Origin of the sequence: Helicobacter canis, from assembly GCF_900451095.1 — a bacterium.
GTDB lineage: Bacteria > Campylobacterota > Campylobacteria > Campylobacterales > Helicobacteraceae > Helicobacter_B > Helicobacter_B zhangjianzhongii.
Genome location: NZ_UGHV01000001.1, coordinates 484,846 through 506,402 on the forward strand (window position 1 = coordinate 484,846; position 21,557 = coordinate 506,402).

Here is a 21,557-nt window from a genome sequence, read left to right on the forward strand (position 1 = left end):
TATAATCGCGGCTATTTTATCTTTAAGGGTTAGTATGCAAGCTGGGATTATAGGGCTAGGACTTATTGGCGGTAGTATGGGGCTTGCGTTGCGAGAGAGCAAGATTTTCAAGCGGATTTTGGGATTTGATACAAGTGCCTTACATTCTAGGCAAGCTTTATCACTCGGGCTTGTCGATGAGTGTGTAGAATTTGAGCAAATACAAGAATGCGATGTGATCTTTATCGCTACACCGCTTGATGGGATTATCGCTACATTGCAAAAACTCAAGCCTTCTTCTCCCACGACTACGATTATCGATCTAGGCGGGGCAAAGAAAAAGATTTTAGATTCTATCCCCCAAAATATTAGAAAGAATTTTGTCGCTGCTCATCCTATGAGTGGGACAGAAAACTACGGACCAAACGCCGCTGAACAAGGACTTTTCCACAATAAAATCGTAATCCTAACAGATATTGAGCAAAGTGGGGAATACCAAGTCGCTTTGGCAAAGCAGATTTTCATCGCCATTGGTATGAGACTTATTTCTATGTCTGCCATTGACCACGATAGGCATGTCGCTTTCATCTCACATTTGCCTCATATCATCTCCTTTGCATTAGCCAACGCTGTCCTAGCGCAAGAAGAGCCGCAAAATATCCTAGCACTTATTGGAGGGGGATTTAAGGGTATGAGTCGTCTTGCTAAAAGCTCGCCGATAATGTGGCGCGATGTCTTTGCACATAATAAACAAAATCTTCTAGAAGCAATCGACCACTTTGGAAAAGAAATGCTCTATGCTGAAAAACTTGTCCAAGAAGACAAGTGGGACGACCTCATCGAGTGGATGAAAAAGGCAAATACCTTGCACACATTTTTGTAGTTTATGGGTATTTTGCTTGAGATTTTAGTGTGCGTGTGTGTGTTATAGCCACTGCTATAGCATCTGTGATGTCAAGAGGTTTGATCTCTTGCTTGATACCTAGAATCTGCTTTACCATAAAAGCAACTTGTGCTTTATCGGCTTTAGCTTTACCTGTGATGGTCTTTTTCACTTGTAGGGGCGTGTATTCTGCAAAATTCCCCAACTCTTGCAAAATTTTTAAACTAATCGCGCCGCGCATTTGTGCTAGCTTTAAAACACTTTGGGGATTATGAGCATAAAAGATTCCCTCCATAGCCACAGAATCTATTATATGCGCTTGCAAAATCAAATCTATCCCTTCAACAAATTCTAGGATTTGACTCTGCAAATCTCTACTTGTAATCTTTATAAACCCAGCTTCTGCAAGCTTCAAGGTAGAAGTGGATTCTACTATGGCATAGCCGCAATTTCTACTACCCGGATCAATACCTAAAATCTTCATCTTTTTCCATTTTATCTTTTTCACATATTGGATTTGTTAGAATCCGCTTCCATTTGTCATAGAAGTTTATCTAGTTTATTGCGCTGTGTATTGGTATTTTGGCATATTGTAAGAAAATGTGTAAAGATCGTATGAGAGTTTTTCACATAGTATTTCACACTTGTGAAAAACTTTATCACGATAGTTTAAGGAGTAAAAATGATTTGGGATGAAGTGCTCGTAACATTGAAAAATGAAATTTCTCAATACGAGTTTAGCACCTACATATCACTGATGAAATACGATGAGAACGCATCTAAAAGCAATTTAGCAGTGTTTATGGTCCCAAATCCATATATAGAAAAATGGATTAAAAGTAAATACACTGATAAAATCAAACATATCTTTGAGATTCACACAAAAACCAAAACAGATATAAAGATTATCGTAGCTAAAGATAAGCAAAATGTGAAAAACTATAGACAAAAGATACAAAAATCCCAATCCCAAACTCTTCTTAATTCACAACAAACCTTTGACAACTTTGTCGAGGGCAATAGCAATAAATCCGCCCTAATCATCGCAAAATCTGTCGCCGAGCATCAAGCTAAATCCTACAATCCAGTGCTATTATACGGACACACGGGGCTTGGAAAGACTCATTTACTTTGCGCCATAGGAAATGCCGCTATTGAACGCGAAAAGAATGTCATTTATATGACTACAGAGGAGTTTTTAAACGAATGGCAAAAACACCTAAAACAACGCACAATGGATACCTTTAGAGATAAATACAGAGAATGTGATTATCTCCTTATCGATGATGTGCAGTTTCTCGGAGGTAAAGGTGGCTTACAAGAAGAATTTTTCAACACTTTTGAAGCTCTCCATAAAAACAACAAACAAATTGTAATGACTAGTGATAAGCTTCCCAAACAAATCCAAGGCTTAGAAGACCGCTTGCGATCGAGATTTGAAGGGGGTATGATGATGGAAATCCAACCTCCTGAGATCGAGACCAAAATCCGCATAATCGAGCAAAAATGTCGCGATAATAAAATCAATATGGAAAAAGACATTATCAACTTCCTTGCAGAAAATATCAATGAAAATGTCCGCCAGATTGAAAGCATCATATTAAAGCTAAGTTTTCATCATTCAATGACCAATCAGCCTTTCAGTATCCCTATGGCAAAAAATGTCATCAAAGAAATCCAAAAAGAATCAAATGAAGAAATCAGCTTAGAAAAAATCATAGAAACCATCGCCAAAGAATGCAATATCAAACCAAGTGAAATCATCTCCAAATCCCGTAAAACCCAAATCGTCCAAGCAAGACATCTAGTCATCTATCTAACAAGAACACTCTCTAATATAGATTCTATGAGTATGCTTGCTCAAAAACTCAATATGAAAGACCACAGCGCGATCTCAAAAGCTTTCACCCAAATCACCAAAAAAATCGAGCAAGACAAAGATCTAAAGCTACTTACACAAAACCTAAAAGCCAAGATCCAAAGCGAAAAAAGTCTCTAATTTAACTAGATTTTGCTAAAATACGGCAAAACAAGTGAATAATCCCTGACATTCTAAAATGCTCCAAAATACCGCATACAATGAATAAAGAATGGTTTTTCACTTTTTCACGACCCTTACTATTACTACTAAACACCTAAAGGAGATACAATGAAAATCACTTTGAACAAAAACAACTTCGAAATCGTGCTAAACAATTTCCAATCTTTCCTTGACAAAAAAGACTCTTCACAAATCACTTCACACATATATCTTGAGACTTTAGACAATAAGCTTCTCCTAAAAGCCACAGATTATGAGATCTCTATCCAATCAAAGATAGACATTATCCAAAAAATCGAAGATGGTATAGCTACAATCGAGGGGAAAAAGATTCTATCCATTATCAAACCACTAGATGATGGAGAAATCACCCTAGAAACAAAAGAAGGGCAAATACTCATCAAGCAAAAAAACAAATACAATAAAGAAGACAAGTTTGAATTACCAACATTCAATGCCACAGAATTCAACAATGCTACAAAATTCCCAGAAATCAATGAATCAGACACACAAATCAATCTAAACCCTGTAGATTTTATAGAATCTATCAAGAAAGTCGCCATAGCAACAGATGCTACAAGAGCTGATACTCTGCGGGTAGAATTAACCGGAATCCTACTTGATGTTAAAGATTATCATTGCAATTTTGTCGGCACAGACACAAGAAGACTTGCAATCATCCGCCAAAACACCCAATCCATTGGATCACAATTTTCTATCATAATACCTAGACGCGCTATTATGGAGATTTCCAAGCTCTTTTATGATGAATTTGAGATTTATATCAATAAAAGATTAGAATCTGATCCTACGATGCTTTTCATCAAATCACAAAACTATATTTTCTCCACGAAGCTCATAAGTGGAAAATATCCAGACTATGAAAAAATCATCCCCAAAGAGTTTAAAATCCAATCTAAACTCCCAAAAGATGATGTCATAAAAGCCATAAAAAAGGTAAATTCTCTCTCTACAAATATTAAAGGCACATTAGATTCTAGTGGCTTAATCTTTGAAACGATAAATTCCGAAAGCTCAGAATCTGCTACAACTCCTATTGATATTGCTCTTAACATTGCAGAGCCAATTACACTTGGTATGAATTCTCGTTATGTGCTTGATTTCTTAGGATTTGTAGGAAGTAATGAATTTGAGATTTTGATCAACGATAGTAATATGCCATTTATGCTAAAAGATGATAAATACTCCACAATTATAATGCCTGTGTTATGCTAGTAAAGGAATAAAATGCAAGAAGATCATAAAACACCATCATACACTGGACAAAATATCAAAGTCCTAAAAGGACTTGAGGCAGTTAGAAAACGCCCGGGTATGTATATCGGTAGCACAAATATCAATGGTCTGCACCATATGGTATATGAAGTGGTGGATAACTCTGTCGATGAAGCTATGGCTGGATTTTGTAATAAAATTAGCATTAGGCTTACACACGAAGGCAGTGCTATCATTGAAGACAATGGTAGAGGGATACCCGTAGATATTCACCCTACTGAAAATATCCCTACTGCCACAGTGGTGCTTACTGTGCTACACGCTGGTGGGAAATTTGATAGTGAAGTATATAAAGCATCTGGTGGTTTGCACGGAGTTGGGGTTTCTGTTGTCAATGCTTTATCAAAAAAGCTCATTATGACTATCCACAAAAACGGCAATATCTATCGCCAAGAATTTGCTGCTGGAATCCCTACTTCTGAATTAGAAATCATCGGTGAAACCAAGAAAAATGGCACAATTATTGAATTTTTCCCTGATGATAGCATTATGGAAGTGGTTGAATTTGACAAAGATGTTTTAACCCGCAGATTTAAAGAAATGGCATATCTAAACCAGAATCTAACTATTGATTTCATCGATGAACGCAGTGGTTTTAGAGAGTCTTATCACTTTGAAAATGGACTTATGCAATTTATTCAAGATGTCAATAAACGCCCTGCTATTGCTTCGACAATTTACTTTAAAGGTGCGGATCAAGAAACGGAAATGGAAATAGCACTTGTCTATAATGAAGGCTTTGATGAAAATGTCCTAAGCTTTGTAAATAATATCCGCACTCCAGATGGTGGGACACACGAAGCTGGCTTTAGAGCAGGACTTAGCCGTGTAATTATGAATTACATAGAAGCAAACGCAAATGCTCGTGAAAAGGACATAAAAGTAACAGGTGATGATGTGCGTGAAGGGCTTGTGGCGATTATTTCTACGCGCATTATCGATCCGCAGTTTGAAGGACAAACAAAAGGCAAGCTAGGAAGCTCTTTCATTAAACCAATCATACAAAAGCTTACAACGGAGCGATTAAGCAAATATTTTGAAGAAAATCCAAATGATGCAAAAGCTATTATGCAAAAGGCATTGCTTGCAGCAAGAGGGCGAGAAGCAGCGAAAAAAGCGCGCGAACTCACACGAAAAAAGGAGAATTTTTCCGTAGGGACATTGCCCGGGAAGCTTGCTGACTGCCAAAGTAAAGACCCAACAGAATCCGAAATCTATCTTGTAGAGGGGGATTCTGCGGGTGGCTCTGCCAAGCAAGCTAGAGATAGACTCTATCAAGCTATTTTGCCTTTGCGAGGTAAGATTCTTAATGTCGAAAAATCACGCCTTGATAAGATTTTGAAAAGCGAAGAGATTAAAAATATGATTACTGCTTTTGGCTGTGGCATTGGAGAAGATTTTAATCTTGAGCGGCTGCGTTATCATAAAATCATCATTATGACTGATGCTGATGTTGATGGAAGTCATATTCAAACACTACTTATGACATTTTTCTATCGTTATTTAAAGCCACTTATTCAAAATGGACATATTTATATCGCGCAGCCACCACTTTACTGCTTGCAATTAAAAAAGAATAAAAATAAAGAGCTATACCTAAAAGATGATAAAGCCTTGAGTGAATTTCTTATTGAAAATGGTATTGAGAATTTCACATTTGAAGGTATCGGTGAAAAAGAGCTGATCGAAATCTTGAAAAAGATCTCGCAATATCGCTTGATACTAAAAGAGCTAGAGAAACGCTATGCGATGATTGATATTGTGCGGTTTTTAATAGAAAAGCCTGCGGTAAGAGATGTGGATTTTACGCAGATGTTTGCAGAGATTGAGAAATTTCTACCGACAATTGAATGCAATATTTTAAATAAAACAATTGCACAAGAGTTTCTCACGCTTTATGTCCAAACGCCCACAGGACTTGTGGAGACGACTATTGATCAAAGCCTTTTTGTCAATAATTTTTTCAAAGAAGCGTGTGATATTTATGCAAAGATTCAAGAAAGAGATCTTGTGTTTTTAGAAGGAAAAAATATCATCAAAGTCTTAGAAGAAATAGAAGAATCCACTAAAAAAAGCTACGATATGCAGCGTTACAAAGGTCTAGGTGAAATGGACCCAGATCAATTACAAGAAACTACTATGATCCCAAGTAATAGGACACTTTTACGCGTAACTTTGCCAAATGAAGAAGAGGCTGATAGGATTTTCACACTTTTTATGGGCGATGAAGTAGAACCTAGGAGAGAGTATATCCAGCTCCACGCAAAAGATGTAAAAAACCTTGATGTATGATAAGTTAAAATGTTTGAAACAGAGCAGCTAATCATCATCGATGGTGTAGAGATTCTCACGCGTGGGGTTGATTATTGGTCTTTGGGAGTTTTTATCCTTATTTTTGTTGCTAGTATAGCGGTGTATTTTCTGCCAAGTCTTATCGCTATACTTCGACATCACCGAGATAGATTTCTAATCCTTATTATCAATGTGTTTTTTGGTTGGAGCGTGCTTGGCTGGTTTATGGCTCTTATTTGGAGCTTTATGCGTAGATAGCTATAAAATCTCCAACCCCACAGGACAATGATCACTTCCTAAAATCTCAGGGTAAATGCTAGCACTCTTTAACCTAGAACCCAAAATTTTAGAGCAGAGAAAGTAATCAATACGCCACCCCGTGTTGTTTGCCCTAGCCTTTCCCATATAGCTCCACCAAGTGTAAGCTCTCTCTTTGTCAGGGTAAAAGTGGCGATAAGTATCTGTGAAGCCAGAATCTAGCAGCGCACTCATTTTCTCTCTTTCTTCATCAGTGAAGCCAGCGTTTCTGCGGTTTGTTTTAGGGTTTTTTAAATCAATCTCTTTATGTGCGACATTGAGATCTCCGCAGACAATTACGGGCTTTTTAGATTCTAAGGCTTTTAAAAATGCGCGAAAGTCATCTTCCCACTCCATTCTGTATGCTAGGCGTTCTAACTCTCTTTTAGAGTTTGGAGTATAGACATTCACAAGATAAAAATCGCTAAATTCTGCTGTGATAATGCGCCCCTCTTTGTCGTGGTGGGCGATCCCCATATCATAGCCCACGCTTAAAGGCTCTTGCTTACTAAAGATTGCCACGCCAGAGTAGCCCTTTTTCTCCGCGCTATTCCAGTATTCATAATATCCGCTGAAGTCAAATTCTGCTTGCTCTTTGTGCATTTTTGATTCTTGGATACAAAACACATCTGCATTTACAGCGTTAAAAAACTCCATAAAGCCCTTATTCATACACGCTCTTAGTCCATTAACATTCCAAGAAATTAGTTTCAATGTAAATCCTTTAGTCAAATGTGCGGATTATAGGATAAAAGTCCTTATGGTTTTTATAATTTAAGCGTATTTTTAATCAAAACAAGGCAGAATCCAAATTTACTTTGATTTCGCCTAGTGGCTCGATAGCTCAGTCGGTAGAGCAGGAGACTGAAAATCTCCGTGTCGGTGGTTCGATTCCGCCTCGAGCCACCATTCTTCTTAATCATTTACTTTTACTTTACATTTCTTTTACGATAGATACTATTTGTTTTTACATACGATTGTTATAATGGATACTCATCACACTTCATAAGGAGTTCTTATGAAATGGATTTCTAGTATGATAAGAGTATTTCTACTTACTATTTTACTTTGTAATCTTGCTTTGGCTTACAAATGTCATTATGGAGTTCGCTGCCAAGATTCTCGTATAGGACTTGGTGGCTATTATACACATTTACACTCGCCGCGTGTCAGCACGCACAATGGTGGTGGGTTTCTCACTTTGCAAGAAGATTCATATTGGAAATGGTTTTATCTAGGTGGAGAGTTATCTGCTGGTGTTGGTGGCTCATCAATGAGTGGCATAGCAAGTGCAAGTGGTAATTATGAGAGTATCAGCGATAGAAATTGGTTTGCTCTTGTTACGCTTAATGCTGGGGCTAATCTTGGCTCACTAGAGAAGCCTACATTTTTGTATATGTCATTTTCTACGGATTTATATGATGTAGGCTTTGAGAAAAATCGCGGGAGATTTATGGATTTTGGGCTTTTCCTAGGTGTGGGAGCGTTTCATAGGATAATGCTTACAGATAAGCTTGCACTAGAGCCTAGAGTCAATATCGCTTGGAATGCGACCCGCCGACTTGCTGGCTATGGCTATAATGTGAGATCTGATAAAGTGGCTGGTGCATTTGATGGCAGCTACAAAGCAGAGCTATCTCTAGGGATACTCTATCGTGGCAATGCCTATGATAGTGTAGAAGACATAGGCGAAGCACTTGCACAAAGATCACGCTTTGAGATACCAGATTTCTACGCCAGAATCAAGGGAGTGTATTATGATATGAATGCCCTTGCTATGCCTTATTTAGATACGCAAACACTCCACCACCCTGAAGCAAATAACTTTGCGCTTATGCTTGAGTTTGGTATAGGACTTAATGCGCCGTTTAATTGATAAATAAAGCCTAGTAGGTGTAGTTTTGGCTTCTGTGTAGAAAGGATTAAAACACTAGCATTTCGCGCTTGATTTTATTAAGCTTATCAATTTGCTCCTTTAGTGCATCAACTTGCTCGTTGATCTGCTCTAGCACCGCCATTTTTAGCTCTTCTGGCATATCCATAGAGCCGCGTTTGATCATTATGTAATCCACAAAGCTAATTTTCCCCATACCAAGTAGGATTTGGATTTCATCGCGGATTTCTTCGATTCTAATGATTATTTCATTGATTTTTTCAAACATTTTTGCTCCTTATGATGTGATACCCTCGCTAAGAAGAGTGTGGATATGCAAAACCCCTAGAATCCACTTTTTATCATCTGTGATGACAAGCAGCTGGATTTTGTTTGCTTCTATGATTTTTAGGGCTTCTTTGGCTAGGAGATTGGGATTCTGGCAGGTTTTTGGATTTGGCGTGGCATAGGTGATCGCTCTAGCGTTGATGTCAAAATCATCTCTCATCATAGCACGCCGTAAATCTCCATCGCTTAGCACTGCTATAAGTGTGTTGTCTTCGGCGATGAGTGCGCTTCCAAGCCGTTTTTGTGTCATTGTGATGATGGCATCTTTTAGCGGTGTTTGTGGGGAGATTATGGGGAGATTGTCTCTCTGCATAAGATCGGCGATTTTGACAAAGAGTTCTTTCCCCAAGCTTCCGCCCGGATGTAACGCGCCGAAGTCGTATTTGCTAAAATTCCTTGCTTGTATGAGACAGGCTGCTAGCGCATCGCCCATAGCTAGGGTAAGAGTGGTGGAGCTCATCGGGGCAGCTTGTATGGGGCAGGCTTCTTGCTCTATGGCAATAGGTAAGAAATAATCCCCAAGCCTGCTTAGTGCAGAATCTGGGGCTTTGCTCATAGTGATAATACCGCTTGCAAGGCGTTTGAAATGCGGCATAATCGCTAAAATCTCACTACTCTCTCCGCTATAACTTATCGCTAGGATTATGTCATTTGCTCCTATCATTCCAAGATCGCCGTGCAAGGCTTCGGTGGGGTGGAGAAAGAAGCTTGGCGTGCCTGTGCTAGCAAGTGTAGCGGCGATTTTGCTGCCGATATGCCCACTCTTCCCCACGCCACAGACGATGAGCTTGCCGCCTTTATTCGTGGCTTTGATGATGGATTCTATAATTGAGTCCCAAGCAATCTGCGCACATTTTTGGGCGGTGTTTTGCAGCTCTTTTGCTTCTAGGAGTAAGACTCCGCGTGCGATTTGTGCGTATCTAGTAGAATCTAGTTTAGATTCTACTAGCTCTTGTGTGTGGCTCATCGCGTGGCTCTTATGCGGTAAAGATATGGAGCAAAATCGCAGGATATTTTTTGAGCTTTTTAAAGAGCAGCTTTCTTGTGAGATTTCGTATCTCCCCTTCTAGCAGCTTTTTGTTATTAAGCACTTCTGGCTTTATCGTGCGGATAGACATTTCAAGCGCGCCTTGCAGCTCTTTTTGTAGCTCATTTTGCTCTTTTTCATTGGCTATGCCTATCATCTCTATTTCTAGGGAGCGGATTTTCTGCTCGCTTTGTGTGATGAAAGCGACCATACTCACAAGCCCAGCGTCTGCTAGATCTTGGCGATCTTTGATCGTGCTAGAATCCACTTCTTTACAGGCTTGATTATCGATGAAAACTTTGCCTGATTTGACATTGCCGACTTTGCGCATATAGCTTGGATTGACTTCGATTTGATCGCCATCTTCCATAAGCAAGATATTTTTCTCTAGCACACCGCATTTAATGGCAGTATCTTTGTGCTTGGCGACATGATTATACTCTCCGTGAACCGGGAGGAAAAATTTGGGCTTGATGAGTCGTAGCATAAGCTTTTGCTCCTCTTGGGCGGCGTGCCCGCTTACATGGATTTCGCTAAAGTCTTGGTAGGCTACACTTGCCCCTGCTTTCATCAAGAAATTTAGCACGGCTGATACAGAGCCTTCATTGCCCGGGATGGCTTTGGCAGAGAGTATGATGAGATCGCTAGATTTGATTTTGACATGTCTATGCTCATCTGTCGCCATACGATAGAGCGCGCTCATCGTCTCGCCTTGTGAGCCTGTGGTAACGATTAAGATCTCATTTTCAGGGTATTTTTCTACTTCGTGTGCTTCGATGAAAATGGAGTTTGGTAAATCGATATAGCCAAGCTCTCGTGCTATGTCGATGTTTTTTTCCATCGAGCGACCGATCACACAGACTTTGCGCCCATATTTGATCCCATAGGTGATCGCTTGATACACGCGGTGGATATTGGAGCTAAAAGTGCTCATTATCACGCGTCCTTGCGCACTTTTGAAAAGTGAGTCAAATGTCGGTCCTACAACTGCTTCACTCTGCGTGCAGCCGCTTTTGTGTGAGTTTGTAGAATCACTAAGCAGCAGCATAACTCCCTGCTCTCCATAATGCGCTAGGCGGTGCAAATCGGTGGGGAGATTGTCAATGGGAGTGTGATCGATTTTGAAATCGCCCGTGTGGAAGATAATGCCAGCCTCTGTCTTAATCGCAAGCGCGGAAGAGTCGATGATAGAGTGTGTGATATGTATCCACTCTATTTCAAATTCCCCGATTTGCACAGGCTCACGCTTTTGAATGACCTTTAGCATAGGGCGGAATTTCTTTAGTCCGTGTTCGTCAAATTTCGCCCCTATCATTCCAAGTGCTAGAGGGGTGCCATAGAGAGGGAACTGCAACTCTTTGAAAAGATATGGCACTGCGCCGATGTGATCTTCGTGTGCGTGGGTGATGATAATACCTGCGATTTTGTCCTTTATGGTGTGGAGATAAGTAAAATCTGGGATCAAAATATCCACGCCGTGCATATTTTCTTCTGGGAAGCTCATACCCACATCGATGATGATGGCAGATTTTTCTGTCTCCATTACCATCATATTGCCGCCGATTTCTCCTAGCCCACCAAGCGGCGTGATACGCACGCTGGCTTTTGTGTTGAGATTGAGCTTGTTGTGAGGGTTTAGGCTGTTTTTTTGGATTCTAGTGTTTGTCTCTACACCTTTTTTCAAATCCTTGTGGAATGCCAGATTCCCCCGCTCGCTCGCTCCTTGCACTTCTCTTGCTCCGCCTTGGTTCTCTTGGCGGTTGCGATTGGGCCACTGGCGTCTTTGCTGCTCGCCTTGGTTTTTTTGGTGAGATTGCTGCTCGCGATTGTGCGGCTCTCTGTTTTGATCCCTTTTAAAGCGATTGTTGAAAAACCGCCTTTTTGGCTGGGTGCTATCTTGTGTGTTGTGTGGATTTGGTTTGTTGTTTGGCTCATTCATAGGTAGTCCTTTAGTGTGTTGTAGATGTGGTGATACTTTTGTGTGCTGATTTGATGAGGTCTTGCGCTTTGGTCAATGGATTCTTGTGCGAAGATTTTATCTAGTAAATTCTCCTGCTCATATTGTTTAAAAAATGGCAAGAGATTATTAAATAGCTTTTTTCTCGGGGAGCTAAATGCCATTTTTAACATAGATTCAAAGCCGCTTTCAATGTGGGTAAAGTTTGTAAATTTTTTATGTCTAAATACTGATGAAGTTACTTTAGGCATAGGATCAAAGCTCTCTTTACTCACATCAAAAAGCAGTGCCATTTCTCCTGCGCTTTGTGCAATCACACTTAGCGCGCAAAAATCACTTGATAAGGTATCTGCGCAGAATTTCAAGGCGACCTCTTTTTGTGTCATCACTACAAAGCCCTCACACAATGGATCGTGCAAGAGATTTAGCACGATGCGAGTGGCGATATTATAAGGGAGATTAGAGACAAGGATATAAGGCTCATTAGCAAGCCATCCTTTTTTGGATTCTACTCTACTATTGCTATCATCACTCATTGTGTGTAAAGCTTGTTTCGCATCTGTTTTCTTCGGTAGATTGAGATTAGAATCTATACCAAGAGATATAGATAGCACATCACAATTCACTAGGGAAAAAGTGTTAGCAAAACTGCGTGATGAAAATTTCTGCAAAACAAAAGAACACAGATCGGCATCAATCTCATAAGTCGTAAGACTTGCAATAGATAAAAGCCGCTCTGATAAATCACCCAAGCCAACACCGATTTCTATAAGTTTTTGATCTTGTAGTAGCTCGGCACTCACTTGGACAATTTGATCAAGGATAAAAGGATCTTTTAAAAAATTTTGCCCAAAACGCTTTTTCGCTCGCATACCCCGCTCGCAATAAACATACAATCAATGCAGCCCATTGTATCGAGTTTTTATTAACTTATGTAAGAACTTATGTGGATTTATGAAAATTTTTATATCTCTTTTATATACTTGCCATTTTATTATCGCCTTGTTGCAAAGGAGTGTGAGATGGCAAATCATCTTGCAAAGAGAATTATTCCCTGTCTGGATATAAAAGATGGGCAAGTGGTGAAAGGGGTGAATTTCATCGGCTTACAAAATATCGGCGATCCTGTTTCACTAGCAAGATTCTACAATGACTCTTTAGCCGATGAGCTTGTGATTTTAGACATTACAGCATCATTTGAGCATCGTCAAATTATCGTTGAGCTTATTCGTGAAATTGCTAAAGAAGTGTATATACCTTTGACAATTGGGGGTGGGGTTAAAACTTTGAATGATATGTATATGCTTTTGGATTCTGGAGCGGATAAAATTAGTATCAATTCTGCTGCAATTGCTGATCCAAGCTTGATTGAACAAGCGGCGAAAAGATTTGGCTCACAATGTGTAGTTGTGGCGATTGATGTGCGTTTGAGTGATTTGGGATATGAAGTGTATGTCAAGGGAGGGAGAGAGCGCACGGGGATATTGCTTGATGAGTGGGTAAAGGTTTGTGAAGAAAAAGGTGCTGGAGAATTTCTACTAACAAGTATGGATACGGATGGCACGAAAAATGGCTATGATATAGGTGCGTTGCAGATGATGAGAAGATCTACAAGCTTGCCTATAATCGCTTCTGGTGGGGCAGGTAAAGTGGAGCATTTGGAAGAGATTTTTTCTCTTGATGTAGCAGATGCGGCATTGGCAGCGAGTATTTTTCATAATAATGAAATCAGTATCATAGATGTCAAACATTATCTTGATGATCGTGGTATATCGGTGCGCTTGTAGGCAACATTGTAGGAAAGCTCGATGATAGTGTGTGCTGGTAGGAATGAAATCATTGCTTATGCTACGCCTATTGGTGTGGGATTGGTGGAGGCAAGTATGGGGCTTATGAGAATCTGCTTGCAAGAGTATATAGAGAGTTTAGTATTTGTCGGCTCTGCGGGGTCGTATTCTTATGAGCTACCATTGTTGTCTTTATGTATAAGCACTCGTGCCACACAGATAGAATCCAGTTTTGTCTCTGGGGATAGTTATACGCCGCTAGATAATTGTATAGAAAACAATGTTTCACAAGAAACATTTAGGGCAAAATATCGCTACTTGCGCGATGTCGTGGTAAATTCTTCTAACTATATTACGACAGATTCTAGGATTTGTGCTGCGATGTGTGGAGCTGGCATTATGCTAGAAAATATGGAATTTTTCGCGATTTTGCGTGTGGCACAGGAGTTTAATATCCCCGCTTATGGGGTATTTTGTATCACAAACTATTGCGATGCAAATGCACAAAAGGATTTTATGGCTAATCACACCTTGGCTAAAAAAGCGTTAGAAAACTTCATACAAGTGCAAAAATTATGAATATAGCAGGAGTATAAAAGTGGATTCTAGTGTGTTGAAGCTCGATACATCAAAACAAAATATTTACAGCCTTTCACTTACGGAGCTGCAAGAAGTTTGCAAGAAACCTTATCAGGCAAAGCAAATATATCATTGGCTTTATGTTCGTTATGAAAAGGACTTTGCTAAGATGAGTAATCTTCCCAAAGATTTTAGAGAGAGATTGCAGCTAGAATATAGTGCGCAAAATTTAGAGCTACTTACGCAAGAAGTGAGCCAAGATGGCACGAGAAAATATCTTTTCCAAACTCGAGATAACCATACCTTTGAGAGTGTGTGTATAAAAATGCGCGATAAAAAGCTCGATGAAAATAGCAAGATTATCGAGGGGGAGAAATACACATTTTGTATCTCTAGTCAAATCGGCTGTAAGGTGGGCTGTGCTTTTTGCTCCACAGCAAAGGGCGGATTTGTGCGAGATTTGACAAGTGGGGAGATAGTCGAGCAGGTGCTAAATCTTAAAAAGTATAATAATCTCGCCCCAGAAAAGCGTGTGAATATCGTCTATATGGGTATGGGCGAGCCACTAAATAATTTTGATAATCTCATACACGCGATCAAAATTCTCTCTACACTTGATGGTCTCTCTATCTCGCCAAAGCGACAGACAATCTCTACGAGCGGCATTAGCCCTAGAATCCACGATCTAGGCAAGCAGAATCTAGGCGTCCAGCTTGCCATATCGCTCCACGCCGTGGATGATACTCTGCGCTCAAAGCTTATTCCTATGAATAAAACTTACAATATCCAAAGTGTCATTGATGCGGTGCGTGCCTTTCCTATCGATACACGCAAGCGTGTGATGTTTGAATATCTCGTGATAAAAGATGTGAATGATGACATCGTAAGCGCGAAAAAGCTATTAAAACTTCTTAATGGGATAAAGGCTAAGGTGAATTTGATTTTGTTTAATCCACATAGTGGGACGAAATTCCAGCGACCAGAAGAGAGCAAGGTTAGAGTCTTTGCCGATTTTCTTACAAACAAGGGATTGCTCACTACGATACGAGAATCCAAAGGCATTGATATTTCTGCTGCGTGCGGACAGCTACGAGAAAAGACAAGGTCAAGGCAGGGACAAGGGCAGAATGTTTCATATGAAACACAAATCATATAAGGAGATACAATGGATTCACTAGAATGGATATTGTTGGTATTTTTGGCGATATTTGCTATCGGCAGTATTGTTGGATATATGCTATTTGTCAAGAATGAAAAGAACAATAAAGAATAGGAGATAGAAATGCTAGTGCATATTTGTTGCTCTGTGGATAGTCATTATTTTTTGAGTGAGTTGAAAAAGGCTTATCCGCAAGAGAGCTTTGTCGGGTTTTTTTACAATCCAAACATCCACCCAAAAGCCGAACACGATCTTCGCTTAAGTGATGTGCGCAGAAGCTGCGATATGTTAAAAATCCCGCTTATTGAAGGTGATTATGAGCTAGAAAAATGGCTATCATCAGTAAAGGGGCAAGAAGATGAGCCAGAAAAAGGGGCTAGATGTAGCACCTGCTTTGATGTGCGTTTAGAGAAAAGTGCGCAGATTGCTAAGGATCTTGGAGAGAGGACTTTCACTACCACGCTGCTATCAAGCCCTATGAAAGAGCAGGAGATTCTCTATCAGCAGGGCGATATAATTGCTCAAGGCTATGGCTTAGATTTTGTCAAAATCAATGTCCGTAAAGATGGTGGTGTGCAGAAGCAAAATGAGCTTGCCAAGCGAGACAATCTCTATCGCCAAAATTATTGTGGCTGTCAATTTGCATTATCCAAGCAGCGTGTCAAGCAAGATCGATTGAGCTTAGAGATGATCAGTGAGATCGGTGGCAGAGCACTGCCCGGAAGCATAGAAGATCGACAAAAGTCTTTTGCCTTAAGAAACACACTAGAATCTAATGATAAAAATTACCTACTCATACAAAGAAAGCAACGCGTGTGGCGACTTCTACAAGGAAGAGTATTTTATAATGATTGTGTGCCGTATAGTTATATCCTAGTGCATTCAGAATCTAGACATATTAAAAACACCATCATCAATTGGGTAAATGTATCGCTAGAATTTTTACTAGAGCAAATTACACCAAACCACCATCAATATCTAGCCAATACACTGCAGATCCCAGCACAAAGCGTGCGATTGGGATTTTCTAAAAAAGACGATAGCGTGTTTTTGTGTTTGAAAGATTTTGTGATGATGTGTGGTGAGCAGTATCGCAGTGTCCTTGAGCTAGTGTATAATCCTATCGCATACGATGTAGAGCTTATGATCCGCGCACTACTTTGTGGTAGTGAAAGTGTCAATCCCATTATCATTGTCGATGAAGAAATCCAAAATACAAACATAGATATTAAAGCAGTTTTTCAAGAAGAGAAGCTCTTTACACCGATACCTTTATCATAAAATCTTAATTTACTCTTGAGAGTATAATAGGCGTTACTTTAATCAGCTCGGGACTTTGGCTTGAGGGCTATCTATGTGTCAAGTTGTTTGGTAGCTTAGTCAAAATCCACTTCTTTAGCGGCGGCTAATCGTGTTGAACACAGAGAAAAATGAGCGAGAAAATACTTGCTAGATTCTAGGGTGTGTGGGGTATTTGCTTGAATCTGTTAGCAAGTGTTTAGGCGCGTATCGGTATCAAAAATTAAAGAAAATTTTTGAAAATATTGTGTATAATCGGCGCGATTTTTGTTGATTTTGCAAGGTTTGCCAAGATCTTATTTCAAGTTTAGTTTTACTTTTATGAGGTTTGCTTATGATGGATGTCAATCAAATCAAAAAGATTCTACCACATCGTTATCCCTTGTTGCTCGTAGATAGGATTACAGAGCTTGTCTGTAATACCGATGATGTTGCGCCTAATGGCTACATCAAGGCATACAAAAATGTTACGATCAATGAAGAAATATTTTTAGGGCATTTTCCTAGCAAGCCTGTGTATCCCGGTGTTATGATTATTGAGGGTATGGCACAAGCTGGCGGTGTGCTGGCATTTGTGAGTATGTTTGGCGATGATCTCAAGGCTGCGGAGAATAAAATCGTATATTTTATGACAATTGATAAGGTGAAATTCCGCGTGCCTGTTACACCGGGCGATCGCTTAGAATATCACCTAAGCGTTTTGAAGCACAAAGGCGCGGTGTGGTCGCTTGATGGTAAGGCATTTGTCGATGGTAAGCTTGTGTGTGAAGCGGAGCTAAAGGCAATGGTCGCAGATAATCAAGAGCAGGGCTAGGAATGGCACATATCGCAAAAACCGCCATTATTCATAAAGGTGCGCAAATTGCCGATGATGTGGAAATCGGTGATTTTTGTGTCATTGGAGAATCTGTAAAAATCGCTGCTGGTTGCAAGCTCTATAATGGCGTAACTATCCTTGGGGATACTACCATTGGCGCACGCACGACAATTTTCCCTTATGCGGTGCTTGGCACGATACCACAAGATTTAAAATATGCTGGGGAAAAAGTGGAGCTTATCATCGGTGAAGATAATCTTATCCGCGAACATTGTATGTTTAACCCCGGCACAGAAGGTGGCATAGGCAAGACAATCATAGGAAACAATAATCTCTTTATGGCGTATGTGCATATCGCTCACGATTGTGTGATTGGCGATCATTGTATCCTTGCCAATAACGCTACTCTTGGTGGGCATATCGTGATTGGGGATTATGTCAATATCGGCGGTATGACACCTGTGCATCAGTTTGTCAAGATTGGCGATGGGGCGATGGTCGCTGGGGCAAGTGCGCTTTCACAAGATATCCCACCATTTTGTATGGCAGAGGGCAATCGAGCCGTGATCCGCGGACTCAATAAACATAGAATGCGCAAATTATTCACAAGTGAAGAAATTGATGCTATTAGTGCATTTTATAAAGAGCTTTTTGCTGCGACTTCTATGCGTGATTATGCTAAGCAGATTTTGGATTCTGGTGTGGAGCTAGAATCTATTGCAAATATTTGCCAATTTGTGCTTGATTCATCAAGGGGTATTCCTATCCGGAAAGGCAAAGAATGAAAAAATATTGTGATTTTTGTGGCAAAGAAATACATAATACATACTTTGAAGGAAGTAGATCTGGGAGAATTTGTCCATCGTGCATTGGTGGGTTATATAAAACGCTACGACAATCAGGGATAGATATGGTAGATACCACAGGTATGCCAAGCACTTCTAGAGAATCTTTGATTGATAATACACAAGCTTTTATTGATATTCCTACACCTAGGGAGATGAAAGCTAAGCTTGATGAATATGTCGTAGGGCAAGAAGAAGCTAAAAAGGTGTTTTCTGTGGCGGTGTATAATCACTACAAACGCATAGCAAGCAATATGACAAACACAAGTGATGTGGAAATCACAAAATCAAATATTTTGCTCGTGGGTCCTACTGGTAGTGGCAAAACACTTATGGCACAGACTTTAGCACGATTTTTAGATGTGCCAATCGCTATATCTGATGCAACAAGTCTTACAGAAGCTGGCTATGTGGGCGAAGATGTAGAAAATATCCTTACAAGGCTCTACCAAGCCGCTGGAAATGATGAGAAAAAGGCACAAATGGGGATTGTCTTTATCGATGAGATTGATAAGATTTCTAGGCTTTCAGAAAATCGCTCCATCACGCGCGATGTATCTGGCGAGGGTGTGCAGCAGGCGTTGCTAAAGATTATTGAAGGTAGTGTGGTTAATATCCCCCCAAAAGGTGGCAGAAAGCACCCAAATCAAGAGTTCATACAGCTTGATACGACAAATATTTTATTCATTTGTGGTGGGGCATTTGATGGATTAGGCGAGATTATCAAGCGTAGAATGGGCAGCAATGTGCTGGGCTTTGGGCAAGTGCAAAAGACTAAGAGCGAGCAAGATGATATTTTGCATCTTGTAGAGCCTGATGACTTGGTGAGTTATGGGCTTATACCAGAGCTTATAGGGCGTTTGCATATTATCGCGACATTACAGCCCATCACCAAAGAAGCTATGGTAGATATTCTCACCAAGCCCAAAAATTCGCTAGTGAAGCAATACACCAAATTATTTGAGCTAGATGATGTGCAGCTAGAATTTGAGCAAGATGCGATCGAAAAAATTGCCGAGCTTGCTATCGCTAGGAAAACAGGCGCACGAGGCTTGCGTGCGATTATTGAGAGCTTTGCTACGGATATTATGTTTGATTTGCCTACAATGCGCCATTGCAAGGTTACAATTACCAAAGATTGCGTAGAGCATAAGCAAAAACCCATTATCACTAAGCCGAAAAAATCAAAAGAATCACCTAAAACACAAGGAGCGTAAAGTGTTATTAAATAAGCTTATCGGTATGTTTTCGCACGATATTGCGATTGACTTAGGGACAGCAAACACAATTGTTTTGCTAAAAGGGCAGGGGATTATCATCAATGAGCCTTCCATTGTCGCGGTGCGCGTGGATCGATATGATAGAGATGGAGAGATTCTGGCTGTTGGACACGAAGCAAAGGAAATGGTCGGCAAAACCCCAAGCGGTATCCAAGCTATCCGCCCGATGAAAGATGGCGTAATCGCAGATTTTGATGTAACGGAAAAAATGATCCGCTATTTCATTGAAAAAGCCCATAACCGCAAATCCCTTATCCGCCCGCGCATTATGGTGTGTGTGCCTTATGGACTCACAGGTGTGGAGCGCAAAGCGGTGAAAGAGTCTGCTATGAGTGCTGGGGCTAGAGAAGTGTATCTTATAGAAGAGCCTATGGCAGCAGCTATTGGTGCGGGACTGCCTATCAAAGAGCCTCAAGGAAGTCTTATTGTGGATATTGGTGGAGGGACAACAGAAATAGGTGTCATCTCGCTTGGTGGGCTTGTCATCTCAAAGTCTATCCGCGTGGCAGGCGATAAGCTTGATATGGCGATTGTCAATCATGTGCGCAAGCATTATAATCTTTTAATTGGTGAGCGTGCTGGCGAAGAAATAAAAATCAAAATCGGTGCAGCAGCTCCTCTTGATACACCACTTTCTATGCAGATTAAAGGACGCGATCAAGTGAGTGGGCTGCTTAATACTATCGAGCTAACAAACGAAGACATACGGGAAGCGATTAAAGACCAGTTGCGTGAGATCAGCAGTGCGGTGAAAAGTGTTATTGAAGAAGTTCCGGCGGATTTAGCAGGGGATTTGGTAGAAAATGGCTTGACACTTACGGGTGGTGGTGCGCTTATACGGGGGCTTGATAGGTATTTGTCTGATACTGTGAAACTTCCTGTATTTATAGGTGATGAGCCACTTTTGGCTGTGGCAAAAGGCACGGGAAAAGCTATAGAAGAGCTTGATACATTGCACAATACTAGTCGTTACGAATAATGCGCTATCAATCCCTAAGCATTGTCGTTGTGATAATGGCGATAGTGTTTATCGCCATAGATTCTAGCAGTTTTTTGCAAAGACATATCAGCTTTGTTGGGGATGGTATCAAGATTTTTATCCTTGATGTAAAAGACAGCATAGCACTTTCTTATAATAAATACATTACCCAAGCAAAAACTATCCACTTATATGAAGAAAAGTTGAAAAACTACGAGAAGTTAGAGCTAGAGCTAATGCATACGCGCAATGAGCTTGATGCGCTCTCTGTTTTTGATACGCAGCAAGCCTTTGTCAATGATGCGAGATTTTTCCCAGCTCGCGCATATTCGTATGTGAGTATGGGGGATTCTAATCGTGTGTGGATAGATTTTGATGTGAGCAATTATGCTAAAGACCATATTTTGGGGATTGTGCAAGATAATAAAGCTTTAGGTATCGCAGTTATTTATGATGGTAAGTTAATGGGGCTTTTAAATGGCGAGCGAAAGAGTAGCTATAGTGTCCTAATTGGTGATGAGAAGATCCCTGCTATTGTGCATTCTAGCGCGGTAGATTCTCGATATATTACCGCGGATTTTATCCCTTCGTGGCGGAAGGTTGATATTGGTGATCAGGTTGTTACAAGTGGGCTTGATGGGATTTTCATTGAAGGGATTTCTGTGGGTGAAGTAGTAAGCGTGAATCACGACTTTGGCTATATTTCTGCAGAGATAAAGCCCTATGCGCAGCGTTCTAGGCTGGGGTATTTGTGGCTGATTGATACGACATTTTCTATGCAGGCAAGCGCACCACCGCAGTCGTTGCTAACGCCTTAGG

General features: G+C 40.4%; 21 protein-coding genes and 1 tRNA gene. 16 read left to right on the forward strand and 6 right to left on the reverse strand.

The annotated features are described in order from the left end of the window. Positions 1-34 precede the first annotated feature (34 nt). The gene (locus tag DX060_RS02365; RefSeq protein WP_115010976.1) at positions 35-862 is read left to right on the forward strand and encodes a prephenate dehydrogenase; all 828 of its coding nucleotides are present in this window, start codon (positions 35-37) and stop codon (positions 860-862) included. Between the two features lies 1 nt (position 863). On the opposite strand, the gene ruvC is transcribed toward DX060_RS02365, so the two are convergent. Continuing rightward, positions 864-1,346 (reverse strand): crossover junction endodeoxyribonuclease RuvC, encoded by a 483-nt coding sequence (gene ruvC, locus DX060_RS02370; RefSeq protein WP_115010977.1) that lies wholly within the window; start codon positions 1,344-1,346, stop codon positions 864-866. A 198-nt stretch (positions 1,347-1,544) separates the two neighbouring features. On the opposite strand from ruvC, the gene dnaA reads away from it, so the two are divergent. From dnaA to DX060_RS02390, 4 genes are all read left to right on the forward strand, one after another. Next, positions 1,545-2,861, forward strand: a complete 1,317-nt coding sequence (dnaA, locus tag DX060_RS02375) for a chromosomal replication initiator protein DnaA (protein ID WP_115010978.1) — start codon at positions 1,545-1,547, stop codon at positions 2,859-2,861. 150 nt (positions 2,862-3,011) lie between these two features. Continuing rightward, positions 3,012-4,139 carry a DNA polymerase III subunit beta gene (dnaN, locus tag DX060_RS02380; RefSeq protein ID WP_115010979.1) on the forward strand — a complete coding sequence of 376 codons (1,128 nt, stop codon included), beginning with the start codon at positions 3,012-3,014 and terminating at the stop codon, positions 4,137-4,139. 12 nt (positions 4,140-4,151) lie between these two features. Then, positions 4,152-6,491: a DNA topoisomerase (ATP-hydrolyzing) subunit B gene (gene gyrB / locus DX060_RS02385; RefSeq protein ID WP_115010980.1), complete on the forward strand. Its 2,340-nt coding sequence runs from the start codon at positions 4,152-4,154 to the stop codon at positions 6,489-6,491. Positions 6,492-6,500: 9 nt separating this feature from the next. Further along, positions 6,501-6,749 (forward strand): superinfection immunity protein, encoded by a 249-nt coding sequence (locus tag DX060_RS02390; protein ID WP_115010981.1) that lies wholly within the window; start codon positions 6,501-6,503, stop codon positions 6,747-6,749. On the opposite strand, the gene DX060_RS02395 is transcribed toward DX060_RS02390, so the two are convergent. Then, positions 6,750-7,502 carry an exodeoxyribonuclease III gene (locus tag DX060_RS02395; protein WP_115010982.1) on the reverse strand — a complete coding sequence of 251 codons (753 nt, stop codon included), beginning with the start codon at positions 7,500-7,502 and terminating at the stop codon, positions 6,750-6,752. 119 nt (positions 7,503-7,621) lie between these two features. Between DX060_RS02395 and DX060_RS02400 the strand changes: the two genes are divergently transcribed. Further along, positions 7,622-7,697, forward strand: a tRNA-Phe gene (locus DX060_RS02400). 109 nt (positions 7,698-7,806) lie between these two features. Further along, on the forward strand, positions 7,807-8,664 hold the full coding sequence (locus DX060_RS02405; RefSeq protein ID WP_115010983.1) for a hypothetical protein: 858 nt from the start codon (positions 7,807-7,809) through the stop codon (positions 8,662-8,664). A gap of 46 nt (positions 8,665-8,710) precedes the next feature. Here the strand turns inward: DX060_RS02405 and DX060_RS02410 are convergent, their stop codons facing one another. The 4 genes from DX060_RS02410 to rsmA are packed head-to-tail and all read right to left on the reverse strand — an operon-like array spanning position 8,711 to position 12,865. Then, the gene (locus DX060_RS02410; RefSeq protein WP_023929689.1) at positions 8,711-8,950 is read right to left on the reverse strand and encodes a DUF2443 family protein; all 240 of its coding nucleotides are present in this window, start codon (positions 8,948-8,950) and stop codon (positions 8,711-8,713) included. 9 nt (positions 8,951-8,959) lie between these two features. Continuing rightward, the gene (locus tag DX060_RS02415; protein WP_115010984.1) at positions 8,960-9,976 is read right to left on the reverse strand and encodes a KpsF/GutQ family sugar-phosphate isomerase; all 1,017 of its coding nucleotides are present in this window, start codon (positions 9,974-9,976) and stop codon (positions 8,960-8,962) included. A 10-nt stretch (positions 9,977-9,986) separates the two neighbouring features. Continuing rightward, positions 9,987-11,975: a ribonuclease J gene (locus DX060_RS02420; protein ID WP_115010985.1), complete on the reverse strand. Its 1,989-nt coding sequence runs from the start codon at positions 11,973-11,975 to the stop codon at positions 9,987-9,989. Further along, on the reverse strand, positions 11,972-12,865 hold the full coding sequence (rsmA, locus tag DX060_RS02425) for a 16S rRNA (adenine(1518)-N(6)/adenine(1519)-N(6))-dimethyltransferase RsmA (RefSeq protein ID WP_115010986.1): 894 nt from the start codon (positions 12,863-12,865) through the stop codon (positions 11,972-11,974). The genes DX060_RS02420 and rsmA overlap by 4 nt, the downstream gene beginning before the upstream one ends. Positions 12,866-13,015: 150 nt before the next feature. Here rsmA and hisF point away from each other — a divergent pair, with 150 nt between their 5' ends. The 9 genes from hisF to mreC all read left to right on the forward strand — a co-directional run bounded on the left by hisF (position 13,016) and on the right by mreC (position 21,556). Beyond that, positions 13,016-13,780, forward strand: coding sequence for an imidazole glycerol phosphate synthase subunit HisF (hisF, locus tag DX060_RS02430; protein WP_115010987.1), 765 nt, complete (start codon positions 13,016-13,018; stop codon positions 13,778-13,780). Between the two features lie 21 nt (positions 13,781-13,801). Continuing rightward, a complete protein-coding gene (locus DX060_RS02435; RefSeq protein ID WP_115010988.1) occupies positions 13,802-14,359 on the forward strand; it encodes a phosphorylase family protein in 558 nt (185 codons plus the stop codon). Between the two features lie 19 nt (positions 14,360-14,378). Then, positions 14,379-15,515: a dual-specificity RNA methyltransferase RlmN gene (rlmN, locus tag DX060_RS02440; RefSeq protein WP_258552165.1), complete on the forward strand. Its 1,137-nt coding sequence runs from the start codon at positions 14,379-14,381 to the stop codon at positions 15,513-15,515. Between the two features lie 126 nt (positions 15,516-15,641). Next, complete coding sequence (locus DX060_RS02445) at positions 15,642-16,799, forward strand: epoxyqueuosine reductase QueH (RefSeq protein ID WP_115010989.1); 1,158 nt, start codon at positions 15,642-15,644, stop codon at positions 16,797-16,799. Positions 16,800-17,151: 352 nt separating this feature from the next. Continuing rightward, positions 17,152-17,631 (forward strand): 3-hydroxyacyl-ACP dehydratase FabZ, encoded by a 480-nt coding sequence (gene fabZ / locus DX060_RS02450; RefSeq protein WP_115010990.1) that lies wholly within the window; start codon positions 17,152-17,154, stop codon positions 17,629-17,631. Positions 17,632-17,633: 2 nt separating this feature from the next. Further along, entirely contained in the window at positions 17,634-18,419 is a 786-nt protein-coding gene (gene lpxA / locus DX060_RS02455) for an acyl-ACP--UDP-N-acetylglucosamine O-acyltransferase (RefSeq protein WP_115010991.1), read from the forward strand. Further along, positions 18,416-19,696 (forward strand): ATP-dependent protease ATP-binding subunit ClpX, encoded by a 1,281-nt coding sequence (clpX, locus tag DX060_RS02460; RefSeq protein ID WP_115010992.1) that lies wholly within the window; start codon positions 18,416-18,418, stop codon positions 19,694-19,696. Before lpxA ends, clpX begins: the two co-directional genes overlap by 4 nt. A gap of 1 nt (position 19,697) precedes the next feature. Then, complete coding sequence (locus DX060_RS02465; RefSeq protein WP_115010993.1) at positions 19,698-20,738, forward strand: rod shape-determining protein; 1,041 nt, start codon at positions 19,698-19,700, stop codon at positions 20,736-20,738. Beyond that, positions 20,738-21,556 (forward strand): rod shape-determining protein MreC, encoded by an 819-nt coding sequence (gene mreC / locus DX060_RS02470; RefSeq protein WP_115010994.1) that lies wholly within the window; start codon positions 20,738-20,740, stop codon positions 21,554-21,556. The genes DX060_RS02465 and mreC overlap by 1 nt, the downstream gene beginning before the upstream one ends. Position 21,557 lies beyond the last annotated feature (1 nt).